Here is a 21,252-nt window from a genome sequence, read left to right as displayed (position 1 = left end):
CGCGGCGCGTTCAAGGGCCGCCGGTCTCCGGGGCCGGATCGACGCCGTCGAGGGATTTGGCGAGTTCGGTCAGCACCTCCTCCACCATGGGCGGCCAGGGCGCGTTCGCCTCATCCATCAGGCGCGCGGCGCTGACCAGGGCGGCGACCTGCTCCTCGTAGACCGGTCGCCCGACGAGTTGCGCGTAGCGGACCCGGGCCGCGAGCGCCGTCGCCAGGCGCTGAACCTCCGCGATCTTCGCGTTCGGCGCGCCGGTGCCGTCGCCGTTGGTCATCCACCCACCCCCATTGGCCGCCCGCAGCCCCTTTTAGGCCATGACCGATATGCCGTCAGGAGGGCGGCGCGGTCGAGCAGCGGGAACTTCCGTCGCTCGGATGCGTCGATTTCATGAAGGCAGACGCATGCCGTGTTGGGAGGTTCACATGCGCAGATCGACGATCCTCACGCTGGCCACGGCCTTTGTCCTGAGCGCCGCCCCGGCCTTCGCCCAGTCTATCAGCCAGACGGGCACCGGCGGCGGCCCCACCTCGGCGGCCAAGGCGCCGCACACCGCAGCGACCGGCCAGACCGTGCCGAATCCGGGCGCCCTCAATCCCAACGAGACCGGAAGCATCGAGCGCCGGGACGCCACCGAGCAACGCAACGACGCCATCACCCGCGGCATCTGCATCGGCTGCTCCCGCTAAGGTCGATCCGTCGGGCCGGCGACCGGACGCGGCACCGGCCCGATGGCTGTTCATGACCGCGTCGCGAAGCATCGCTCAGGTCTTGAAGGCGCGCGCGCCTTCGACCAAATCAGTGGCCGCACTCACCATGAACAGGAGTTACGGCGTGGCGAACGAGGCTGTCGAGCAGGCGACAGACAAGACCTATTACGGCCTAACACTGTCACAGCACGCGGATCGCATCAGGAAATTGGCGACGGAACGTGGCCTGACCGGTGAGGTCTTCGACCGTGTGACCGCGAAGGCTGTCGAGATGATCCCGACCATCCGGTTGAACGACGGCGGCCAGCGCTGACGCTGGACTGGGTCGGCTCACCGCTCGGCCCGTAAGCTCTTGACGATGCGGCTGGCGATCTTGCGCACGGCCGCATCATCCCGCGCCTCGCCCTCGACCTTGTCCCAAAGGTGGTCGAGGCTGCCCTCGAGTTCGTCCAGCAATTCCGGATGGCGCTGAGCCAGGAAGCGGATCGTCCCGAACAGCAGATGCTCGGTGGCCATCTCGCGGCGTCGCGCTTCGACGACGGGATCCAGGTGCGGCGTATGGGTCGGGTCGGTCATGATCGCCCAACGATCCGCCGACGCTGCGGTTCGGCGCGTCCGGCGCGGTGTGACGCCGCGGAGATCGGCCCCTTCCAAGAGATGGCCTGGGCGAAGACGCGAACAGGAACAGCATCCTCCCGCTCTGGTTGAATCCTGTCGAGGAACGACATCTCAGAAGGGAGAGGACGATGGGCGATACCGACCCTGCCAAACCGGGCGACGAGGCTCCTCCCGGCACGTCCGGAACCGGCGAGAATCTGTGCCGCGCCTGCGGTGGCACCGGCAAGGTCGCCGACAAGACCTGTACCGAGTGCCAGGGCACGGGCAAGGTGACCACCGGCATCGGTGGCGCCTGACCGGACACGCGGCCGCCCGATCGCCTCCAGGCATATCGTGGTCCTTCCATCGGCCTGGAGCGCCGCAAGCGCGGACGCGGTGACGACGGTCGTTGTTCCCTCCCACGCCAGCCCGTCTAGATCGCGGCCTCCGCGGGGCGCCCCGGGCCGGCAGGACAGTCGGTGTCGCCGCGAAGATCGTCGCGGTGCCTGCTCCGCTCGGAACGGGTCCGGACCGGCTCGATTGTCTTGGAGAAACCGGGAGGATCCAGATGGCCGATGCTGCGCAGATCCAAGAACATGCCGAAGTGGTCGGCTCTGATGGGGTTCATGTCGGGACGGTCGACCATGTCGACAAAGGCGAGATCAAGCTGACGAAGCGCGATGCCGCTGCGGGCGGCCTGCACCACTATATCCCCCTCGACTTCGTGCAGTCGGTCACGGACGGCAAGGTTCACCTGGACCGGCCGGCCGACGAGGTGAAGCGCGAGTGGTCGACGTCGTGATCGGCAGGCCGGACCGGAACGCCGCGGCGGTCAGCGCCGCAGCGCACCGAACCAGGCTGTCAGCGGCTCCACGAAGGCCGCCCAGGTGCGCGCCCAGACCGTTCCGCTGCGGCCGTCCTCGGCGCCGCGACCCGACATAAGGGCCGCGACCAGCGCGTCCTCGCGAGGCTTACACTCGTCGAGGGCGTTGCGCTCGTCGCCGGCACGGCCCTGCCCTGACGGCTGGTGGGCGTAAGCCTCGCGCAGGCAGCGGTGCCAAGCCTGCTCCAGCGCCCGCGGATCGGCCGGATTGGCCGCCGGCGTTGCGACCGCCGGAGGGGCGACCAGGAGGAGCATCGCGGACAGGCTGAGCACCGGCATGCGCATGCCCCTCCTATGCCCCACCGCGGCATCGGCCGGATAGAACGTATCGGCAACAGTACAGCCTGGTCGGTGCGCCGAGGGCTCAATCGGCCCGGTGCGATCGGGCCGCCCGGCAGCTGTGATCCATGAGATCCTCGGCACTGGCCTCCGGCATCCTGTAGGCCAGGACGATCATGCCGGCTTGCGGGTTCTCGGGGTCGGCCGCGACGGCCGCGAAGCTGACGTCATGCAGCTTTCCCTGCCAGCCCGGCGCGCGGGCGAGCGCCGCGAACGGGTTGAAGCCCTCCACCCGATCGGCCGGAACCTGGAGGGCGAGGTAGCGCGTCTCTCCGAACGGGATGGGAAACGGCGCCCAGGTCTCGCCGACCGCGGGTCCATGCGCCTTCAGGGCAGCCATCACGCTCCGGCGCATGCAGTCGAGGTGGATATGCAGCTGGTCCTGGCTGCGGCCGCCCACCGAGTTCACCTCAAGGCCGACGGCCGCGATGGGCAACCGGCCCTGCAGCGCGTCCGACACGGCGTGCCGGGCTGCGAGCGCCGCCCGCCAGTAGGCCGCGCCGCGGGGCCCCTGAAGCACGGGCGCCTCGATCCCCGACACGTTGTCGGTCGGCATCACGACCGTATGGGTCGGCTGGCCCGGCGCGCGCAGCACCGCCGTCCCCGGGCGCTCGCCGTCCCCGAGATCGACGGACAGGCACGGGAAGCTCCGGCCGGCCGCCTTCTTGGCCAGCACACACCCCTGAAGCGCGACCCACAGCACGTCCCGCACCGGGTTGGCCGCGCGGGCAGCCGGTACCGACGTGACGGCGAGCAGGGTGGCGACGATCAGCAGCCGGCGCATGATCAGGTCTTCCGGTCCTCGGCAGCCAGTATGCTACAAGCCACGGTCGACGATCACTGTAGGCTCGTGCTGTCAGTGCAATGTTACGGAGCTTCGATGCCGAGAGGGGTCATGCAGCGATTGGGCCTGGTGCGCACCGCGACCTGGATTCTGGTCGCCCTCATCGTCGCCGTCACCCTCGTGCCGCTCGGACTCCGGCCGGTGGTAACGGCCAATCCCAGCGTCGAGCGGGCTGCAGCCTATGCGCTGACTGGGCTGCTCATGATGGTGAGCTATCCGAAGCACTGGCGGCGGATCCTCATCGGCAGCATCCTCCTGGCCGGCGGCCTGGAGGCGGCGCAGACCTTGACCGGCACGCGCCATGGCCGGTTCGACGATTTCCTGGTGAAGGCCGGTGCCGCGCTGGCGGGTGCGGTCGCGGGCCTGGCGCTCGCAGGTCTGGCGAGCCGACGCCTGAACGCTCGGGCGGGTGGATGAATCCGGTCCGGCGCCGGCCCGTTCAGGCGGCCGGCACGCGGCCGGGCCCGGAAACTGCCGAGCTTTCCGAGCGTTGCTCCCGCGGGGGTCACACGCGAGGTGCGGCATGTTCGGCGCGGCCAAACTCACGGGACGATTCTGGTTTCGCAAGACGTGGACAGGCAAGCTGGTCCTGCTCGTCGAGGAAGAGCGGCCGCGTTGGTTCGGGCGCGGCGGGCTGACCAAGCTTCGCTGGCGCGACGCGCGCCTGCTCGATTTGGCGGAGGCACCCATGCGGACGCTGATGACGCTGGAGCGGACCTACCGGGCAGAATACGGGGCCGGTCCGGCGCGGGTTCTTCAGGCTGTCGTGCCATCCGGCAAGCGGGGCGCCATCGCCACGCCGCTCGGAGACGCCGCCAGCGCCTGAGCGCTGACGAAGGCGCGGGTCGAGCCTCAGGGACAGAGCTCGACCCGCCTGCCGTTCGGCTTCTGTCCCCAAAGCCGGAGCGGCGTCCCGACAGACCACGGCAGAGTTAACGCGCCGTAAATGTCTGCGCGCCGTTCGCTTCGTCCGACCGGACACGCTCGACTGGGACAACCCACGCCCAGAGCGCTTTGTAACTCATTTTATCTGCGCGCAGCAGTCCACTGATCTATGTTGGTATTGGGCCGCAGATACGGTAGATAACGACGATTATCGGTTATCTTCTTGCAGATAAGCACTTGACTGCGGAGAAGAGACTCCACGTTCATGGCTCACTCCCGCGTGAGAGGCGCTAATGGACGACAGCACTTCAGTCCCGAACCAAGACCAGATCGATTTCGTCGAACTGACCGCCGACATCGTTTCGGCCTACGTGGCCAACAACTCCGTTCCGGTCCCTGATCTGCCGACGCTTCTGTCCGGCGTTCATGCTGCTCTGACCGGTCTCGGCCAGACCTCCGCTCCGGCTGAGCCGGAGTTCAAGAAGGCGACGCCCGCTCAGATCAAGAAGTCGATCACGCCGGACGCGCTGATCAGCTTCATCGACGGCAAGCCCTACAAAACACTCAAGCGTCACCTGACCGGCAACGGCATGACCATCGAGCAGTATCGGCAGCGTTACGGCCTTCCGCCGGACTATCCGACCACGGCGTCGGCCTATTCGGCGATGCGCGCCGAGTTCGCCCGCAATGCCGGCCTCGGCCACAAGCGCCGGGCTCCGGCCGCGAAGCGCGCCGAGGTATCCGAAACCGCCCCGGCGGCTTCGGAGGCAACCGGTCGCGGCACGAAGACCGCGAAGGGCCGGAAGTCCAGAAAGGCCGACGCCGAGGCGTGAGCGTTCCGGCCCGGCCTCTCGCGAGTCGAGGCCGGAACGCCGCCGGTCAGTGCTTCTCCTCGGCCGGGCTGTGCTTCTGCGGCCCGTGGCCGTCCTGACCGGCGTTGTTGTGCTTGTGATGATCCCGGCTCTCCTGCTGGGACTGGCTGCGCAGCGCGCGCGGCGGGCTGTTGCGGATCCTGGCACCGCCGCCCGCCGGCACGTTCGGCCCCTCCTTGTGCTCGATCGTCCGGATCTCGAGGTCGTGGGTCTTGCTGCCTGCCATCGATGCCTCACGAGTTCGTCACACCCGCCGGCGGTTGCGGCGGATGCCCGGCGGACCGCGGGACCGGGATAGTGTTCCCATGCCCGGAACGAGGCGGGCGGGCAGCCGTTGCCTCGCTTGAACGCCAGGGAGCCGCGCTTGAACCAATCGATCCCCGCCCTTCTTCTCGCCGCCGCGGCCCTCATCGGCGTCCCGGCAACGGTCGCGGCGCAGGACAGGGCCAGCCCCGGGCAGGCGCCGCTGGCCGAGACCGCCGGCAAGCCGGCCGCCGACACGCAGGACCCGGGCAAGACCGCCACGGAGGCCGTGACCCATCCCTCCGCAGTGCCGCCCGCCGAAGGCGCTGTCGGCACCGGCAAGCCGCCGACCAGCGGAGAAGCTCCGGCCTCGGGCCGCTAGACCGCGCAGCGCGGTGCGGACGGACTCGAAGCGTCCGCGCGCGAACCAATGCGGCCTTCGGGAGTCTCCCTGTCGCGGCCAAGCATCGGCTGTGGCGGGCGAGGTAGACCGGATCATGCGTCAAGACGGGGTCGTTCAAGCCCATCGCGAACCCGCCGCGCCCGATCGAGCCCGCACCCGTCCCTGGCTCCGGCACGTGCACCGGCACACGTCCGGGATCGCCGCCCCCGATCCCCGCCTCTGGGCACTCGCCCTCGCGATCGTCGGGATCGATGCCGTGTGGATGCGGATCGCCCGGATCGACGCCGAACCGGCGGGCTTCGCGCTCGCGGCGGCGGCCGTCGCGATCCTCCTGATCGCTGCAGCCTGCTTGAGCACGCTGAAGTCGGACCCGCCCTTACGCGGAATGGCCCTGGGGAGCGCGTTTCTGATCGCCTTCACGGTCCCGGTGGCGGTCCTGCACTTCCTTGCGGCGGGGCTCGCGCTGCCCTTCGTCGATGGCTCGCTGGCCCGGTTCGAGGCCGGCCTCGGCTTCGACTGGACGGGCTACGTGGCTTTCCTCGCCCGGCATCCGACCCTGTCGTGGTGGCTGGCGCTCGCCTACCATTCCAGCGGACCGCAGGTCGGTCTCGTGGTGATCGCGCTGAGCGCCGCCCGCCGGCTCGGGCGGCTGTGGACTTACGTCCGGCTGTTTTCCGTGACGCTCCTGTGCGTGATCGTCGTCGCCGCGCTGCTGCCGGCGCTGGGGCCCTACGCGTACTACGCGCCGAGGATCGTACCGGCGGAGCACCTGGAGACGGTCGGGGCGCTCTGGCACCTAGAGCCGGTCGCGCGGCTGCGGACCGGCACGCTGGACACGCTCGCGCTCGGCGACCTGCGGGGCCTCGCGACATTCCCGTCCTTCCACGTCTGCCTGGCGATCCTGACCGCCTGGGCGCTGGCACCGGTCCCGGTGCTCGGGCCCCTCGCGATCCTGCTCAACGCCGCCGTGATCGTCGCGACGATCGGCGCAGGCGGCCATTACCTGCCGGACGTGCTGGCCGGGGCGCTGCTCGCGGGCGCGGCCCTCGCGTGTCGGACCAGGGGCCGGCGCCGCGAGACGGTCACCGCACTGGAATGTCCACCGCCCACCGCCGGCGCGATCGGCGCGGCCGACGCCTGAGAGATGCGGCAGCGGGACCGCGAACCAGCGCGTATCCGGGAGATTAGCCGGACAGCGGAGAAGCGAGGGACCATGCCCCAGACCCGATGGACGACCCGCTCCATGCCGAGCCTGGCCGGACGGTGCGCGGTCGTCACCGGCGCCACCAGCGGGATCGGCTACGAGGCGGCGCTCGCACTGGCGGGTGCCGGCGCCGAAGTCGTCCTCGCCGCCCGGGACGCGGCGAAATCCGAGCGCGCGATAGCATCGATCCGGCGACGGCACCCGGGCGCCCGGCTCGCATTTGAGTCCCTCGACACCGCGCGCCTCGCCTCCGTCCGGGCCTTCGGCGAGCGGTGGCAATCCGAGGGCCGACCGATCGACATCCTGTTGCTCAACGCCGGCATCGCCACCGTGCCGAACCGCGAGGAGACCGAGGACGGGTTCGAGCGCCAGCTGGGCACGAACTATCTCGGCCATTTCGCCCTGACCGGCTTGCTCCTGCCCTTCATTCGACGGGATGCGGCTTCGCGGGTCGTCGAGGTCGCGAGCCTCGCCCACAGGCCCGGGCGGATCCATTTCGACGATCTCCAGCTTGCCCGCTCGTATGGCCCGCAGCGCGCCTACCGGCAGTCGAAGCTCGCGATGTTGATGTTCGGCCTTGAGCTCGACCGGCGGCTGAAGGCGGCCGGCTCGCCGATCCGGTCTGTCCCGGCCCATCCCGGCGCGGCCCGCACGGATGTCTTCCGGCGCGGCGACCGGGCCGGGCCGGTCCAGCGGCTCGCCGGGCACGCGATCTTCTCGGTGATCGGCCAGTCCGCCGCACAGGGAGCGCTGCCGCTGCTCTTCGCCGCCACGGCGCCCGAGGCGGAGGGCGGCGCCTATTACGGGCCGGACGGGATCTGGGAATTGAAGGGCCATCCGACCCGCGCCGACATCGCCGCGCACGCCCGGGACAAGGGCACGGCGGAGCGGCTCTGGTCGGTGTCCGAGGCGCTCACCGGGATCCGCTGCGCCGTCTGACCCCGCACCCGCCGCGCGGCTCCGCTTGCCCGCCCGCCACCCCTTCCATAGATCCTGACGATGACAGCCCTTCCCTTCGACAACAGCTACGTCCGCCTACCGGAGCGCTTCTACGCCCGCCGCGCGCCGACGCCCGTGGCGGCACCCCGCCTGATCCGGCTGAACCGGGCGCTGGCTGAGGCGCTCGGCCTCGACCCGGACTGGCTGTCAGGCCCCGAGGGTGTGGCGGCGCTTGCCGGGAACGGTGTGCCGGACGGCGCCGATCCGATCGCGGCTGCCTATGCCGGACACCAGTTCGGCAACTTTGTGCCGCAGCTCGGCGACGGCCGCGCGATCCTGCTCGGCGAGGTGATCGACCGGATGGGGCACCGCCGCGACATCCAGCTCAAGGGCTCGGGCCCGACGCCGTTCTCCCGGCGCGGTGACGGGCGCGCGGCGCTCGGTCCGGTGCTGCGCGAATACCTTGTCAGCGAGGCGATGGCGGCGCTCGGCATCCCGACGACGCGCGCGCTCGCCGCCGTCACGACGGGTGAGCCCGTGGTGCGCGAGACCCTGCTGCCCGGCGCGGTCCTCACCCGCGTGGCCGCCAGCCACATCCGGGTCGGCACCTTCCAGTTCTTCGCGGCGCGGGGCGATGTCGAGGGCGTGCGGGCGCTTGCCGACCATGTCGTGGCCCGGCACTATCCGGAGGCCGCGCAGGCGGCGAACCTTTACCGGGCGTTGCTGGACGCGGTCATCGCCAGGCAGGCCGAGCTGGTGGCGCGCTGGCTGCTCGTGGGCTTTGTCCACGGCGTGATGAACACCGACAACATGTCGGTCGCCGGCGAGACGATCGATTACGGCCCCTGTGCCTTCCTCGATGCCTATGATCCTCGAACGGTCTACAGCTCCATCGATCGGAACGGGCGCTACGCCTACGGCGAGCAGCCGCGCATCGCGCTCTGGAACCTGACGCGGCTGGCCGAGACCCTGCTGCCGCTGCTCGCCGACGACGAGAGCGTTGCGGTCGCCGAGGCGGAAGCGGCGCTCGCCGGCTACGCGGCGCGCTTCGAGGCCGCCTACCACGGCGGACTCGGCCGGAAGCTCGGTCTGGGCGAGACACGCGAGGGCGACCCTGCGCTGGCCGGCGACCTCCTCAAGCGCATGGCCGAGAACCAAGCCGACTTCACGCTGACGTTCCGGAACCTGTGCGCCGCGGCAGAGCGGCCGGAGGTGGGGGCGGTGCGCGACCTGTTCGTTGACCCCACGGCCTTCGATGACTGGGCTTCCCGCTGGCGCGAGCGGCTGGCCCAGGAGGGCCGCGACCCCGCTGCCACCGCGGCGGCGATGCGGGCGGTCAACCCGGCCTTCATCCCGCGCAACCACCGCGTGGAGGCGATGATCGAGGCTGCTGTGGAGCGGGGCGACTTCACCCCCTTCGAGACGCTTCTGACCGTGCTGTCCCGGCCCTACGCTGAGCAGCCAGAGAACGCTGCCTACGCAGAGGCACCCGCGGGGGGCGGCGTCGGCTACCGGACGTTCTGCGGCACCTGACCCAGGGCGGGGTCTCGGCTCGGAGCTTCCTCAGGCGTGGGGCCAAGTATAGATTTCGTGCACGTTGCCGTCGGCCCGGAACCAGTGCACGCGGGTGGCCGGATTGAACCCATGATCCCGATACGACGTGGCGATCAGCGACACGAGCGCCGCCGCCGCCGAACGATCATGGATGTCATAGGCCAGGAGTTGCGGAGACCGCCCATCCATCTGGGCAAGATCGCGAACGAAGATCGAATACGACATACGCCTCACTCGGCCCGATCTTAAAACAACCTATGCGAGTATAAATCACACGGACCGTAGCCGTTCATTGCAGGCTGACGTAAAGGTTAATCGGTTTTAACCAGCCTCCGACGCTTTGATCGGATCTTCGTCGAGCGGGATGCGGCGAAGCTCGTGTACCGCGGGTCGCTTCACGTGATCACGCCCGGTGATCACCCTGCCCTGTTCGTGAAGTGCCGGAGCCGTGTGGAGAACCTGAGGGAATGCTGCTTCGCGGCCGGCTGCGCCCGGATTTCAGGACGCGCGCATGAATGGGATCGGCTCGCGATCCTTCCCGGCAGCCGTTGTCTGAAGCAGCGTCAGCATCAGCTTCATCGCCGCCGCGGCGGCCTCGACGCATTCGGCCTCGCTGTCGAGCCGGTCCAGCAAGGCGCCGGCATCGGCATCCGGCACCAGGTGGCTCATGGGCCCGTTGCCGAAGGCCGGTTCGAGCACGGGTCCGCACTCGACCACCTCGATGCCGGTATGGCGCAGGTCGCGGCAGATCCGGTCGAAGGTCGCCTCCACGGCGGAGGCCGGCCCTTCCAGAGCCTGCACGAAGTGCAGGCTGGCAAAGAGCAGCGCACCGGTGACGCCGGCCCCGGCATTCCGGTGCTGGGACGCCGCCACGATCGCGCCGACGATGCGCTGCACCTCCGCAGGGCTGCCCGCGATCGCGCTGCGGCTCCGGTAAACCAGCCGGAACAGGTCGGAGCGGTCCCTGGGATTCATGCGGCCTCGCGCGCGTCGACGAACGACAGGAACTCCGCTTCCGGCAGCGGGCGGCTGACGTGATAGCCCTGCACCTGGTCACAACCTGAGGCGGCCGTGAAGGCGAACTGCTCGGCCGTCTCGACGCCTTCGACCGTGATGGTCATGCCGAGGCACGCCCCCATGGTGATGATCGCCCGGACGATGGCGGCGCTCTCCGGGTCGCCCGGAAGCTGCCGCACGAAGGATCGGTCGACCTTGATCTTGTCGAAGGGAAAGCGGCGCAGGTAGCTCAGCGAGGAGTAGCCCGTCCCGAAATCGTCCATCGAGATGCTGACGCCCGCCGCCCGCAATCGGGTCAGGGTGGCGAGGGTGCGCTCTTCGTCGGCCAGCAGCACGCCCTCGGTGATCTCCAGCTCCAGGCGGTTTGCGGCAAGACCGGAAGCGGTGAGCGCCGCCTTCACGGTCTCGGCGAGGCGGAGGTCCCGGAACTGGGCCGGGGAGAGATTGACGGCCACCCGGATGTGCGACGGCCAGCGGGCCGCCTGGGTGCAGGCCGTGCGCAGGACCCATTGTCCCAGCGGTCCGATCAGGCCCGTCTCCTCGGCGAGCGGGATGAAATCGGCGGGCGGGACGAGGCCGCGCTCCGGATGGCGCCAGCGCACCAGCGCTTCCGCCGCGGTGATCCGGCCCGAGCGCGCGTCCACCAGCGGCTGATAGTGCAGCTCGAATTCCTGCACCACGATCGCGCGGCGCAGGTCCGCCTCCAGGCTGCGCCGGGCTTGAAGGCGCGCGTCCAGCATGGGATCGAACCGGCGGAAGGTGCCCTTGCCATCCGCCTTGGCCTTGTACAGCGCGAGGTCGGCGTTGCGCAGCAGCGTGCCGGGCTCGTCGCCATCCGCCGGCGCCAGCGCGGCACCGACCGAGGCGCCCACATTGACGAGCTGTCCGTCGATCAGGAACGGGCGGTCGATCAGCTCGATGATGCGCGCGGCCAGAGCGTGCACCGCCTCTGGACCGTCCGGGGCGGGCTGCAGGATCGCGAATTCGTCGCCGCCGAGCCGCGCGACCACGTCCTGCGGGCCCAGCGCCGCCGTAAGGCGCTGGGCCGTCTTGCGCAGCAGCGTGTCGCCGAGACCGTGCCCGAGGGTGTCGTTCACGAGCTTGAACCGGTCGAGATCGAGAATGAAGACCGCGAAGGGCTGATCGCGTTCGCCGCAGGACGCGGCGTGGCGGGCGAGCAGGTCGTGGAAATGGGCGCGGTTCGGCAGGCCGGTCAGCGCGTCCGAATAGGCCAGCATGCGCATCCGCGACTCGGTCTGCAGGCGCTCCCGCTGATCGCGGACGGCCAGCACGGTCTGAAGCCCGCTGCCGAGGGGGACTTCGCTGCGCAGCACGCGCACCGGCACGCTCTGCCCGTCGGCGCCGATCAGCTCGGCCTCCCGCTCCTCGCGCTCGGGCAGGGCCGAGACGACGAGGCCGGGCAGGACTTCCGACAGGCGGCGGCCGCTCAGCGCACCGGCGCCGACACCCGACATCTGCTCCAGGCTCCGGTTGGCGGTCTTGATGGTCTCGCCGTCGCAGACGGCGAGACCTTCGACGGCGAGGTTGGCCAGCTCACGCAGTCGCTCCTGGTCCCGTCGGGCCTGCGCCCGGGCGCTCAGGGTCAGGCGCAGGCCGACGAGGGCCAGGGTCAGGAGCCCGAACGAGACGCACGCCACGATCGGCGCCACCACCTCCGGCGGGACCGCCTCGGCCGGCAGCGGTCGCTCCGGATCGAAGGTCAGCGTCATCGCCGCCATGCCGCCGAGATGGAGGACACCGATCCCCGCAAGCAGCAGCGGTGCCGCCGCCCGCCGCCACGGACGCCGCCGCTCGCCGGCGACCATCAGGGCCGCACCGAACATCAGCAGGCTCGCCGCCAGCGAGACGGCCACGAGGGCTGGATCCCACTCCACGGTCCCGGCGACCAGGTAGGAGGCCTCGCCGAGATAGTGCAGCGCCGCGATGCTGATCCCGAGGGCGAGGCCGGCCGCGAACCGGCGCGCCCGATCCCGCTGGCCGATCACGAATCCGATGCTGATCCCGATGCCGCCGATGGCGATCAGGAGCGACAGGGCCGTGAGGGTCGGCTCGAAGCCGGCGGGCATGCCGGGCCTGAAGGCGAGCAGTGCGACCATGTGGGTGGCCCAGGCGGTGCAGCCCGACGCCACGATGGCGGCGGCGCCCCAGGTCCAGGCGGCACGCCCCGCCGAGCGCGCCGCCTGAGCCGCCACCGAGAACGAGCCGTAGACGCCAGTGACGCAGATGCCCGCAGCGAGCAGGATGAGGCGGTGATCATGTGCCTCGGTGAGACACGTATAGACGGATCGCATGGCAAGCTCCGAGGCTTAAGGCCTAGGCTCGACCGGTTAATCAAAATCCCTATAGCCAGCAGCGAAAGTTACTCCGACCTCACGAAAGATCATTCTTCATCCCTGATCCGTTAATCTGCGTTATGGTTCAAACTGTCGCGCAGCGAACAACACAACATGTGTTGCGGTCGAGGCCCGACGGCGCGACAATTCGCGCCAGGTCGCCGGTCTTGGACCAGCGCCGTCCCTCTGTCGCGACGCCCGCGACGCTTCGCGCTCGACGGCCTCCTCCGTCTCGGTCCTGAACCCCCTGGCAAAAAGCGCTACGGACGATCGGATGACGCAGACGGGATGTCTCACGCGATGACGAAGCGGCTTCTGGCGGGATTCCTCGCGCTGCTTCTGACGGTGGCCGGCGTGCAGGCGGCCGGCATCGTCGTGTCATCTAAGCTCGATACGGAGGGCAGCGTCCTCGGGAACATCATCCTGCAGGCCCTGAAGGCCAAAGGCCTGCCGACCGTCGACAAGATCGAGCTCGGTGCCACACCGATCGTGCGCCAAGCCCTGCTGGAGGGTCAGATCGACATCTACCCGGAATATACCGGCAACGCGGCGTTCTTCTTCGGCAAGGCGGACCTCCCGGTCTGGAAAGATCCGGAGGCTGCCTACGAGACCGCCAGGACCCTCGATCTCCAGGCGAACGACCTCGTCTGGCTGAATCCGGCCTCGGCCGACAACACCTGGGCGATCGCGGTCCGCGCGGACATCGCCCAGGCCAATGGCCTGCGGACGATGAGCGATTTCGGCCGCTATGTGGCCGGCGGCGGCCGGATCAAGCTCGCCGCGTCCTCGGAGTTCGTCTCCGCGCCGGCCGCGCTCCCGGCCTTCGGCAAGGCCTACGGCTTCGCGCTGAGGCCGGACCAGCTCGTCATCCTGTCGGGCGGCGACACCGCCGGCACGATCGCCGCGGCGATGCGGGGCACCTCCGGCACGAACGCCGCCATGGTGTTCGGCACCGACGGCAGCCTCACCGTCGCGCGGCTCGTCGTCATGGCGGACGACAAGCGCGTCCAGCCGGTCTACCAGCCAGCGCCGGTGGTCCGCGGTCCGGTTCTCAAGGCGCATCCGGAGATCGCCACGGTGCTCGATCCGATCTTCCGCAGGCTCGATCTGGCCACGCTGCAGGAACTCAACGGCCGCGTGCAACTCGGCGGCGAGCCGGCCTCGTCCGTCGCGGCGGATTACCTCAGGCGGAACGGCTTCGTGCCCTAGGCGCCCTCAGCCGGAGCACGGCCTTCAGAGCCGCCCCGGATTGCAACGCGGCGGGAAACGGCTCTAGTGCGGGCCAGTTACGGCCGCGCTCGGAGCACCGGATGAGCGGACACATGGCGGCACAGGCGCGCGCCGGTTCCCGCCCGGCTCGGACGGCGGCCGACCCGCTGGGTTCGGTCTTCGCGGCCCTCCTCGGCCTCGGCCTCCTCGCCCTGCCGCTGGTGACGGCGCGCCCGAACCGGATCGCGTTGGGCACGCCCCTGATGGCGTGGTCGGCCCTGCCCCTCGGCCAAGCCCTGGCGCTCGGCGCCGTCCTCGGAAGCGTCGCGCCGCTGCTCGCGCTGCGGATCTCACCGGGCCTGCGCCTCGCCGCCGGGAGTGCCGCGCTCGGGCTGCTCTGCCTCGCGGCCGGCTGGGCGGCCGATCACCTGACGCCGCCCGGCGACCGCTACGGCCGGATCTCCCTGGATGCGGGCTGGTGGCTGGCCTTCGCGGCCGCCGGCCTCGCGGCCGGCGACGGGCTGGCGCGGCTGCGGCCGAGCCCGGCGCTGCGGATCGGCGCGCTGGCGCTCGTTGCAGCCCTCGTAGGGCTCGTCCTGCGCTCCGGGTTCTGGGACAACCTCTCGGTGCTGCGGGAATATGTCGGCCGCTCCGACACGTTCGGCCGGGAGGTCCGGACCCATGCCGGCCTCGCCCTGTCCTCGGTGGCCGCCGCCGCCCTGGTCGGGATCCCGGCGGCGATCCTGGCCCGCCCGGTCCCCACCTTACGGGCGGCGCTGCTCTCGGTCCTCAACGTCGTGCAGACGATCCCGTCGATGGCCCTGTTCGGGATGCTGATCGCTCCCCTCGCCTGGATCGGCCGCACGGTCCCGGGGGTGGCGGATCTCGGCATCGCGGGGATCGGCGCCGCGCCGGCCTTCGTGGCCCTGTTCGCCTACGCGCTCCTGCCGGTCACCGCCGCGACCGTCGCCGGCCTCGACGCCGTGCCCGGGCCGGTGCGCGACGCCGCGCGGGGTGTCGGCATGACCGACCGGCAGCGCCTCGCCCAGGTGGAGCTGCCGCTCGCCCTCCCGGCCATCCTCACCGGTCTCCGCATCGTGCTCGTCCAGAATATCGGGCTGGCGGTGATCGCCGGGCTCGTCGGCGGCGGCGGTCTCGGCGTGTACGTCTTCCAGGGCATCAGCCAGAATGCGGGCGACCTCGTGCTGCTCGGCGCGCTGCCGACGGTGGTCATGGCCAGCGGCGCGGCGGTGCTGCTCGATGCGGTCATCGACCTCAGTCGCGGCCGGGCGGCGGACCGGATCCCATGATCGAACTCGCGCATGTCAGCCGCGTCGTCGGCGGGCGCACGATCGTGGCCGATGTCAGCCTGCGGGTCGCGGCCGGAACGATCCTGACGGTGGTCGGCACCTCGGGTTCGGGCAAGACGACCCTGCTGCGGCTGATCAACCGCCTCGTCGAGCCGAGCGCCGGCACGATCCGGGTGGCGGGCCGGGACGTCCGGACCGTTCCGCCCCACGCGCTGCGCCGCGAAATCGGCTACGCCATCCAGGGTCACGGGCTGTTTCCCCACCGCACCGTCGCGGAGAATGTCGGCGTGGTGCCCAAGCTCCTCGGCTGGGACCGGGCGCGGATCGCCGCGCGGGTCGACGAGCTCCTCGCCCTGTTCCGTCTCGATCCGGCGCTCTACCGGGACCGCTTTCCGGCGGCGCTCTCCGGCGGCGAGCAGCAGCGGATCGGCGTCGCCCGCGCCCTGGCCGCCGAGCCGCCGATCCTGCTGATGGACGAACCCTTCGGCGCCCTCGACCCGATCATCCGCGGCCGGGCTCAGGACGATTTGAAGGCAATCCAGCAGCGCTACGGCACCACCATCGTGCTGGTGACCCACGACATAAACGAAGCGCTGCGCCTCGGCGACCGAACCGCAGTAATGGACCGGGGGCGCCTTGTGCAGGAGGCCGACCCGACGGCTCTGATCGGCGCGCCGGCGACCGAATTCGTCGGCGCCCTGCTCGGCCGCGGCGACCGCGCCTTCCAGCTCATGGCTTTGCGGATCGTGGACGATCTCGTCGAGCCCGGCTCGGCGCCGGGCGCGCCGATCCCGGCCGGCACCTCGGTGCGCGCCGCCCTGGCCGAGAGCCTGTGGTCGCAGCGCCCGGCCCTGCCGGTGAGCCGCGACGGCGTCATCCTGGGCCGGGTGACGCGGGCGACCCTCGAGGCGCAGGGCGCGGGCCCGTGAGCCGGGCGTCGATCCCGAAGGCCGCGCTGCTCGTCCTGCTGGTCGCGTTCCTGGCGGCGCCGGACGCGTTCGCGGGGCTGTTCCGGCCGTTCGCGCCCGCCGGCACCCCGCCGATCTACACGCAGACCCCGCTCCTGACGCTGGCCGTCAACCACCTCCTGCTGGTCGCGGGCGCGACTTTGGCGGCCAGCCTGCTCGCCCTGGTCTCCGCAATCGCGGCGACCCGGCCGGCCGGGCGCGACGTCCTGCCCTTCGCCCGCGCGCTCGCCAATCTCGGCCAGACCTTCCCGCCGGTCGCCGTCCTGGCGCTGGCGGTGCCGATCTTCGGCTTCGGCACGGTCCCGACGCTGATCGCCCTCATCCTGTACGGGTTGCTGCCGATCTTCGAGACTGCCCTGACCGGCCTGGAGGGCCTCGATCCGGCGCTGATGGAGGCGGCACGCGGCATCGGGATGACCGATCGCCAGCGGCTCGTGCAGGTGGAGCTCCCCCTCGCGTTGCCGATGATCCTCTCGGGGATCCGGCTCTCGGCCGTCATCGGCCTCGCGACGGCGACGATCGGCTCGACAGTCGCGGCCAGCACCCTCGGCGAGGTCATCGTCTCCGGCCTTCTCACCGGCAACACCGCCTACGTCCTGCAGGGCGGCCTCGTGGTCTCGGCGCTGGCGATCCTGATCGACGCCGGCCTGCGCGTGCTCGAAGCCGGAGCGGCGCGCCGGGCCGGGTCTCATCGGTAGGAGCGATGGGACGCTTTGGACGGGAGCCGGCACGCGCGTGCCGGCTCCGCGGCCTTCACCCGATTACCATCCGTGGTGCCAAGCCGCGTGACGCCAGCCGCCATGGTGGTGCCAACCCCAGGGGCGGTGCCAACCGACGTGGCGCCAGGCCCAGGGACGGTGCCAGCCGTAGACCACCGGCCGTGCGTAGTAGACCGGGCGGTAGGCGTAGGGGCGCCAATTGGGCTTGCACCAGCCGTAGAAGCCCCTATGGAACCCGGGGCCGCAGCCCTGCGCGGCGTCCGCCGTGCCGATTGTGGCGGTCAGGATGCCGAGCGCGAGGAATGCGGCGCCTGCAAGCTTCATTCGCATGTCTTCCTCCTGTCAAATGCAAGCAAAGTCATCACGTGGCGACGCTCGATCGAGATGTCGTCCGTTGATGCCCGGCCGTTTGCGAAAAGCCGGAAGTGCACCCAAAACATCCAGACAGAGAAAGCGTTTCTTCACGAATATGTGCGCAGGCCGACCCGCGATTGAGCGCGAAGCTCTGCCGGAAACCTGCACTTTGCCCGGACGCGGCCATCCGGTTCCGACACTGTGCTTACGAGCACATGCCGGAGACCGCACCAGGGCGCGGCCGGGGGACGGGAAGCGCATCGGAGCCGTCCGGCCGGCCCGCCGCCATACCGAGGGAGGTGCGGCCTGGAATTCCGCTCAACCGGGCGGCGCTCCTTCCGCTCCTCGATATGGAACGGAGCACCAAGGCCGCCGCTTCAGCGACCGCCGACAACCAGGACGTCGATGAGCCCCGATACAGAGCTCTGCGGCTACGGGCGCACGGTTCGCGACGCCCTCAGCCATGATCCGCGACCGGCCACGACGAACAGCTCCGGCCGTGCAGCACGATCGGGCGGTGGGCCAACGTCACCGAGAATTGCACCACCTCATGGACATGAATTCGGCCCACTCCATCGCGGGCCGAACATTGCACAGCATCAGTTACATAGAATTGTTGAATATTGATTTTGTCAGCATCACTCTTCGCCTGGCGCAATCGATTCGGAGGGCCAGACCTCGGAACGACGATCGGTGTCTAGCGGCCTTCTCTGCGCCTGATAGGGAGGTTACCGTGACAAGAAGGGACAGACGGACAACATCGCTCGTCACCTGCACGGCGGCGACACTCGGAATGCTGCTTCTGAGTTCCGGACCGTCGGCCGCGGAGGACATGCCGCGCCAGGGCGAGTTCCGGATCACCTACACGGCGACGATTCCGGCCGCGCCGAAACCTGTGACAATCGGCGAGAACCGCATGGCGTCAGCCACGATCAACATGATGACGGCCGTCAACGAGTCCGGCGGGAAGCTCCTGCACAACATGGCCGGCCGCTGCACCTCCGCGCCGCTGATCGACAACACCGCCAAGACGGTCGAGAACCACGGTTATTGCGACTACGTCGATGCCGACGGCGACCACGTGTTCGAGAAGTGGGACTATCCGGTGCAGCCTCTCGGGGCGGCGAACGAGGGCACGGGCGAGTGGATCGGCGGCACGGGCAAGTTCGCCGGCCTGTCCGGCACGATGAAGATCCGCTCCCGCCGGCTGAACACGCTCACGGACGGGGCCGTGCAGGTGGTCGGCGAGAAGCTCGGCAGCTACAGCTTCACCAACACCGTGGCGAGCGCCAAGCCGAACTGAGGGCGTAGCCACCGAGGCCCGAGACCGCGCGTCGGTCCCGGGCTTCAGCCGGTCCCGGCCCGACGTCCCGGACCTCGCGATGAGCGGCGGGACAGACGGACGGGCTTGGCGGTATGACAGCGGCCATGAAGTCCGTGATGACGCCTGCGGACCGGGATCGGTTCGAGAAATGCCTCGTGCTCGCCGAGCACGGCGCCACGACCGGCGAACGGACGGCCGCCCGCGCGGCCGCCGAACGCATCGCCCGCGGCGCCGGCCTGACGCTGGCCGAGGCGACCCGGGCGTTCGGGCAACGGCGAGAGGCACCGCGCTCGGAAGCCCGGCCCTCGCCGGCACCCCGCCGTCCCTACGCCTGGGCGCAGCCGAAGGAGCCGGTGAAGCCCGTCACCGTCGAGGAGCTGGCGCGCCAGAAGGCCGAGACCGAAGCTTGGCGGAAGCGGGCTTCGGCCGCTGCCGATCGCCAGAGGAAGCGGGAGCGTGCGGAACAGGACGCCTACGCGGCCGAGGAGCGGGCCCGGCAGGCCGAGCGCGACCGCGACTGGGCGCGCGCCCGCGCGGCGGCCGCGTCGAGCGAGCGCTAGACCCGTCGGTCCTGCGCGGCGGTTCAGCGGTGCCGCAGGACCGCTGTCCTGTGATGCGCGCGCTTCCCGCGATGGCGGTGCCGGACACGCGGCCTCGACACGGCCTGTGGCGCCGCGTCCGGGAGCGGCGCCGCGTTCGGAAGCGGCGGCGCGGTGACGCCGTCATGCGCCGCGATCACGCGGCGCGCCTCCTCGACGCTCATGTCACAGGCGCTGGTCATGCCTTGCAACGCGCCCAACGCCCGATTGTATTCGGGCAGGTTGGTGCATCCGGGAACGCCCCAGGCCCGGGCCGCAACTGGCGCTCCGACCAACGCAGCGACCACGACGGCGGCAAAACCCTTCCTGAACGACAAAGCCTACCCTCCCGCGGTCGAGGCCCGAGACCGACCAAAGCCAAGAATCAACACGCGACAGCCCACGAAGGGTGCGCGCCGAACTCAGGCGCCGCCGCACATGTGCTGCGAATCCGGCAACGTCCAGGAATCGAGGGTCCGCAGGTTGGTGGTGGTGTACATCTTCCCGCGATCGTCGCCCTTCGGACAGCCTTTCGGCAGGGCGACGAGGCAGGTGATGGCGCGATCGCCGACCCGCGATCGCGCAACGGCTTCGACATACGCGTAGGAAATTCCGTAGACGCCGTTCTTCAGGTCGACGCTGGTTCCCTCGTCGAGGCCGTCGCGCTGCGGCTTCACCAGCCGGTCGCTGACCGCGTCCCGATCCGCGCGATGGTGGTGGCGACGCAGGTGCCGATCCGCGCCGGGACCTGGGCCCGCGCCGCTCCTGACGGCATGCCGGTCCCGGCCGCGATCCCGCAGACGACCATGGCCGCGCCGAAACAGACCCGCACGGCCTTCTGGCGGCGCCCGCCCGAACCCGCCATCAGGCGGCTTCGAGGAGGAAGTTGGTGCGGCGGAACATCAGCTCGCGACGGTAGAAGTAGACGCCGCGGTGCCGCATGGCCTCGTGTGCCGCGTCGACATCGAACCCGAATGGTCTGTCCCGCGACGTGTCGATGCAGCTCACATACATCCACTGCACGCCGTCGATCATCTGCGGAATCGGCTGATCCTGCCGAATGGCGCAGAACTGCCGGTCGTCAGTCGCCTTGACGAAGATGTAGTAGGTCTTCCGCGCGCACATCCGAACCTCCAGGGACCCGGGCGATGTATCCGCAACGCAACGGTCAAGCTATAAAGTGATTCGAGCCGAATAGTCAAGCTTTCGACACATTGTCGCCACGGATGAGGCAGCCCCTCCCCTGTGGCGACCGGCTCAGTCGGCAGCCTCCTGGAGCGGCCGGCCCTTGTCGACGACGTAGACCGACAGGATCTTCAAGGTCCTGTCGCCGACCACCGTGTAACCGGCATGGGGAACACCGCGCTTGTTAATCCCGCGCTCGCCCGTGGGCCGCTCCTTCGGCCCCTGACCGGGCAACTGCGCCGAGCCGCCCTCGATGACGTAGAAGGCCTCCTCGCCGTTATGAAAGTGTCGCCGCGAGGTCGCCCCTGGCGGAATCTCAACCAGCTGCATGACGATCTCCCGGCTGTCGTCGCCCGAGACCGGCATGCGGCTGAGCTCGGTCCGCTTGACCTCCTGCGCCGTCGCGGCGCCCGCGAGGATCAGGGTGCCCGCCACACAGAAGCCCGCCACAGCAAGGCCGCGCCCGCATCTCATGTCATCCTCCCGGTTTCGGTCAGAATGACACGGCCCCGCTCGGCCAGGAACGCCCGGACGGCAGCCGGTCGTTACAGCCTCGCTGATTGGATCGTCTACCGACGCCCGTCTCCGCCGTCCGCGAAGCGGAGGCGTACGACTGCTTTGGGCACGCAAAGGTCGATTCCGGCTACGCCGCCAAGCGCTCGCAGAGCGCCAAGGCCATCCAGCTCGGCCACATGGCGGCCCGACGAACACACGATTCGCGAACGCTGCGCCGCATCGCGTGCAATTTCCTCACGTGATGCGTG

General features: G+C 70.1%; 30 protein-coding genes. 17 read left to right on the top strand and 13 right to left on the bottom strand.

The genetic code is table 11. The features are described from left to right. Nucleotides 1-10: 10 nt before the first annotated feature. Complete coding sequence (locus ABIE45_RS08080) at nt 11-274, bottom strand: hypothetical protein (protein ID WP_192706239.1); 264 nt, start codon at nt 272-274, stop codon at nt 11-13. Nucleotides 275-422: 148 nt separating this feature from the next. Here ABIE45_RS08080 and ABIE45_RS08075 point away from each other — a divergent pair, with 148 nt between their 5' ends. Together ABIE45_RS08075 and ABIE45_RS08070 are read left to right on the top strand one after the other, a co-directional pair. After that, complete coding sequence (locus ABIE45_RS08075; RefSeq protein ID WP_192706238.1) at nt 423-686, top strand: hypothetical protein; 264 nt, start codon at nt 423-425, stop codon at nt 684-686. Nucleotides 687-738: 52 nt separating this feature from the next. Further along, nucleotides 739-1,020 (top strand): hypothetical protein, encoded by a 282-nt coding sequence (locus ABIE45_RS08070; RefSeq protein WP_373622232.1) that lies wholly within the window; start codon nt 739-741, stop codon nt 1,018-1,020. A gap of 17 nt (nt 1,021-1,037) precedes the next feature. Here ABIE45_RS08070 and ABIE45_RS08065 read toward each other — a convergent pair whose 3' ends face one another. Then, nucleotides 1,038-1,283, bottom strand: coding sequence for a hypothetical protein (locus ABIE45_RS08065; protein WP_192706237.1), 246 nt, complete (start codon nt 1,281-1,283; stop codon nt 1,038-1,040). Nucleotides 1,284-1,453: 170 nt separating this feature from the next. Here ABIE45_RS08065 and ABIE45_RS08060 point away from each other — a divergent pair, with 170 nt between their 5' ends. Continuing rightward, nucleotides 1,454-1,621, top strand: a complete 168-nt coding sequence (locus tag ABIE45_RS08060) for a hypothetical protein (RefSeq protein ID WP_192706236.1) — start codon at nt 1,454-1,456, stop codon at nt 1,619-1,621. A 251-nt stretch (nt 1,622-1,872) separates the two neighbouring features. Beyond that, the gene (locus tag ABIE45_RS08055; protein ID WP_192706235.1) at nt 1,873-2,106 is read left to right on the top strand and encodes a DUF2171 domain-containing protein; all 234 of its coding nucleotides are present in this window, start codon (nt 1,873-1,875) and stop codon (nt 2,104-2,106) included. Nucleotides 2,107-2,136: 30 nt separating this feature from the next. On the opposite strand, the gene ABIE45_RS08050 is transcribed toward ABIE45_RS08055, so the two are convergent. After that, entirely contained in the window at nt 2,137-2,472 is a 336-nt protein-coding gene (locus tag ABIE45_RS08050; protein WP_192706234.1) for a hypothetical protein, read from the bottom strand. Nucleotides 2,473-2,551: 79 nt separating this feature from the next. Beyond that, a complete protein-coding gene (locus ABIE45_RS08045) occupies nt 2,552-3,310 on the bottom strand; it encodes a CDP-diacylglycerol diphosphatase (RefSeq protein ID WP_192706233.1) in 759 nt (252 codons plus the stop codon). Nucleotides 3,311-3,421: 111 nt separating this feature from the next. On the opposite strand from ABIE45_RS08045, the gene ABIE45_RS08040 reads away from it, so the two are divergent. The 3 genes from ABIE45_RS08040 (at nt 3,422) to ABIE45_RS08030 (ending at nt 5,088) form a co-directional block, all read left to right on the top strand. Further along, nucleotides 3,422-3,787, top strand: coding sequence for a hypothetical protein (locus tag ABIE45_RS08040; protein ID WP_192706232.1), 366 nt, complete (start codon nt 3,422-3,424; stop codon nt 3,785-3,787). 106 nt (nt 3,788-3,893) lie between these two features. Further along, entirely contained in the window at nt 3,894-4,196 is a 303-nt protein-coding gene (locus tag ABIE45_RS08035) for a hypothetical protein (protein WP_192706231.1), read from the top strand. A gap of 352 nt (nt 4,197-4,548) precedes the next feature. Next, entirely contained in the window at nt 4,549-5,088 is a 540-nt protein-coding gene (locus tag ABIE45_RS08030) for a MucR family transcriptional regulator (RefSeq protein ID WP_192706230.1), read from the top strand. Between the two features lie 46 nt (nt 5,089-5,134). On the opposite strand, the gene ABIE45_RS08025 is transcribed toward ABIE45_RS08030, so the two are convergent. Then, nucleotides 5,135-5,353, bottom strand: coding sequence for a hypothetical protein (locus ABIE45_RS08025; RefSeq protein WP_192706229.1), 219 nt, complete (start codon nt 5,351-5,353; stop codon nt 5,135-5,137). A gap of 138 nt (nt 5,354-5,491) precedes the next feature. On the opposite strand from ABIE45_RS08025, the gene ABIE45_RS08020 reads away from it, so the two are divergent. The 4 genes from ABIE45_RS08020 (at nt 5,492) to ABIE45_RS08005 (ending at nt 9,449) form a co-directional block, all read left to right on the top strand. Then, nucleotides 5,492-5,752, top strand: a complete 261-nt coding sequence (locus ABIE45_RS08020; protein WP_192706228.1) for a hypothetical protein — start codon at nt 5,492-5,494, stop codon at nt 5,750-5,752. A 115-nt stretch (nt 5,753-5,867) separates the two neighbouring features. Then, nucleotides 5,868-6,914 (top strand): phosphatase PAP2 family protein, encoded by a 1,047-nt coding sequence (locus ABIE45_RS08015; protein ID WP_192706227.1) that lies wholly within the window; start codon nt 5,868-5,870, stop codon nt 6,912-6,914. A 72-nt stretch (nt 6,915-6,986) separates the two neighbouring features. After that, nucleotides 6,987-7,916: an oxidoreductase gene (locus tag ABIE45_RS08010; protein ID WP_192706226.1), complete on the top strand. Its 930-nt coding sequence runs from the start codon at nt 6,987-6,989 to the stop codon at nt 7,914-7,916. Between the two features lie 60 nt (nt 7,917-7,976). Next, nucleotides 7,977-9,449 carry a protein adenylyltransferase SelO gene (locus tag ABIE45_RS08005; protein WP_192706225.1) on the top strand — a complete coding sequence of 491 codons (1,473 nt, stop codon included), beginning with the start codon at nt 7,977-7,979 and terminating at the stop codon, nt 9,447-9,449. A gap of 30 nt (nt 9,450-9,479) precedes the next feature. Here the strand turns inward: ABIE45_RS08005 and ABIE45_RS08000 are convergent, their stop codons facing one another. The 3 genes from ABIE45_RS08000 to ABIE45_RS07990 all read right to left on the bottom strand — a co-directional run bounded on the left by ABIE45_RS08000 (nt 9,480) and on the right by ABIE45_RS07990 (nt 12,799). Further along, complete coding sequence (locus ABIE45_RS08000; RefSeq protein WP_192706224.1) at nt 9,480-9,695, bottom strand: hypothetical protein; 216 nt, start codon at nt 9,693-9,695, stop codon at nt 9,480-9,482. Nucleotides 9,696-9,968: 273 nt separating this feature from the next. Beyond that, nucleotides 9,969-10,445, bottom strand: a complete 477-nt coding sequence (locus ABIE45_RS07995; RefSeq protein WP_192706223.1) for a BLUF domain-containing protein — start codon at nt 10,443-10,445, stop codon at nt 9,969-9,971. Next, nucleotides 10,442-12,799: an EAL domain-containing protein gene (locus ABIE45_RS07990; RefSeq protein WP_192706222.1), complete on the bottom strand. Its 2,358-nt coding sequence runs from the start codon at nt 12,797-12,799 to the stop codon at nt 10,442-10,444. Before ABIE45_RS07990 ends, ABIE45_RS07995 begins: the two co-directional genes overlap by 4 nt. A gap of 342 nt (nt 12,800-13,141) precedes the next feature. On the opposite strand from ABIE45_RS07990, the gene ABIE45_RS07985 reads away from it, so the two are divergent. The 4 genes from ABIE45_RS07985 to ABIE45_RS07970 all read left to right on the top strand — a co-directional run bounded on the left by ABIE45_RS07985 (nt 13,142) and on the right by ABIE45_RS07970 (nt 17,026). Beyond that, complete coding sequence (locus tag ABIE45_RS07985; protein ID WP_192706221.1) at nt 13,142-14,050, top strand: ABC transporter substrate-binding protein; 909 nt, start codon at nt 13,142-13,144, stop codon at nt 14,048-14,050. 101 nt (nt 14,051-14,151) lie between these two features. Beyond that, nucleotides 14,152-15,360: an ABC transporter permease gene (locus tag ABIE45_RS07980; RefSeq protein WP_373622231.1), complete on the top strand. Its 1,209-nt coding sequence runs from the start codon at nt 14,152-14,154 to the stop codon at nt 15,358-15,360. Next, a complete protein-coding gene (locus tag ABIE45_RS07975) occupies nt 15,357-16,289 on the top strand; it encodes an ABC transporter ATP-binding protein (protein ID WP_192706220.1) in 933 nt (310 codons plus the stop codon). The genes ABIE45_RS07980 and ABIE45_RS07975 overlap by 4 nt, the downstream gene beginning before the upstream one ends. Beyond that, a complete protein-coding gene (locus tag ABIE45_RS07970) occupies nt 16,286-17,026 on the top strand; it encodes an ABC transporter permease (protein ID WP_192706219.1) in 741 nt (246 codons plus the stop codon). Before ABIE45_RS07975 ends, ABIE45_RS07970 begins: the two co-directional genes overlap by 4 nt. 63 nt (nt 17,027-17,089) lie before the next feature. On the opposite strand, the gene ABIE45_RS07965 is transcribed toward ABIE45_RS07970, so the two are convergent. Further along, nucleotides 17,090-17,377, bottom strand: coding sequence for a GCG_CRPN prefix-to-repeats domain-containing protein (locus tag ABIE45_RS07965; RefSeq protein ID WP_192706218.1), 288 nt, complete (start codon nt 17,375-17,377; stop codon nt 17,090-17,092). A gap of 817 nt (nt 17,378-18,194) precedes the next feature. Between ABIE45_RS07965 and ABIE45_RS07960 the strand changes: the two genes are divergently transcribed. After that, nucleotides 18,195-18,704, top strand: coding sequence for a hypothetical protein (locus ABIE45_RS07960; protein ID WP_192706217.1), 510 nt, complete (start codon nt 18,195-18,197; stop codon nt 18,702-18,704). A gap of 125 nt (nt 18,705-18,829) precedes the next feature. Then, nucleotides 18,830-19,285 carry a hypothetical protein gene (locus ABIE45_RS07955; RefSeq protein ID WP_373622230.1) on the top strand — a complete coding sequence of 152 codons (456 nt, stop codon included), beginning with the start codon at nt 18,830-18,832 and terminating at the stop codon, nt 19,283-19,285. Nucleotides 19,286-19,725: 440 nt separating this feature from the next. Here the strand turns inward: ABIE45_RS07955 and ABIE45_RS07950 are convergent, their stop codons facing one another. The 4 genes from ABIE45_RS07950 to ABIE45_RS07935 all read right to left on the bottom strand — a co-directional run bounded on the left by ABIE45_RS07950 (nt 19,726) and on the right by ABIE45_RS07935 (nt 20,962). Next, a complete protein-coding gene (locus ABIE45_RS07950) occupies nt 19,726-19,980 on the bottom strand; it encodes a hypothetical protein (protein WP_373622229.1) in 255 nt (84 codons plus the stop codon). After that, a complete protein-coding gene (locus ABIE45_RS07945) occupies nt 19,977-20,168 on the bottom strand; it encodes a hypothetical protein (protein ID WP_373622228.1) in 192 nt (63 codons plus the stop codon). Before ABIE45_RS07945 ends, ABIE45_RS07950 begins: the two co-directional genes overlap by 4 nt. After that, nucleotides 20,168-20,428 carry a hypothetical protein gene (locus tag ABIE45_RS07940; RefSeq protein ID WP_192706216.1) on the bottom strand — a complete coding sequence of 87 codons (261 nt, stop codon included), beginning with the start codon at nt 20,426-20,428 and terminating at the stop codon, nt 20,168-20,170. Before ABIE45_RS07940 ends, ABIE45_RS07945 begins: the two co-directional genes overlap by 1 nt. A gap of 132 nt (nt 20,429-20,560) precedes the next feature. After that, nucleotides 20,561-20,962 (bottom strand): cupin domain-containing protein, encoded by a 402-nt coding sequence (locus ABIE45_RS07935; protein ID WP_192706215.1) that lies wholly within the window; start codon nt 20,960-20,962, stop codon nt 20,561-20,563. Between the last annotated feature and the right edge of the window lie 290 nt (nt 20,963-21,252).

It is taken from the genome of Methylobacterium sp. OAE515 (assembly GCF_041806315.1).
Lineage (GTDB): Bacteria > Pseudomonadota > Alphaproteobacteria > Rhizobiales > Beijerinckiaceae > Methylobacterium > Methylobacterium tardum.
Note: the sequence above shows the minus strand (reverse complement) of the source record. Positions and strands in the feature narration are given on the sequence as shown.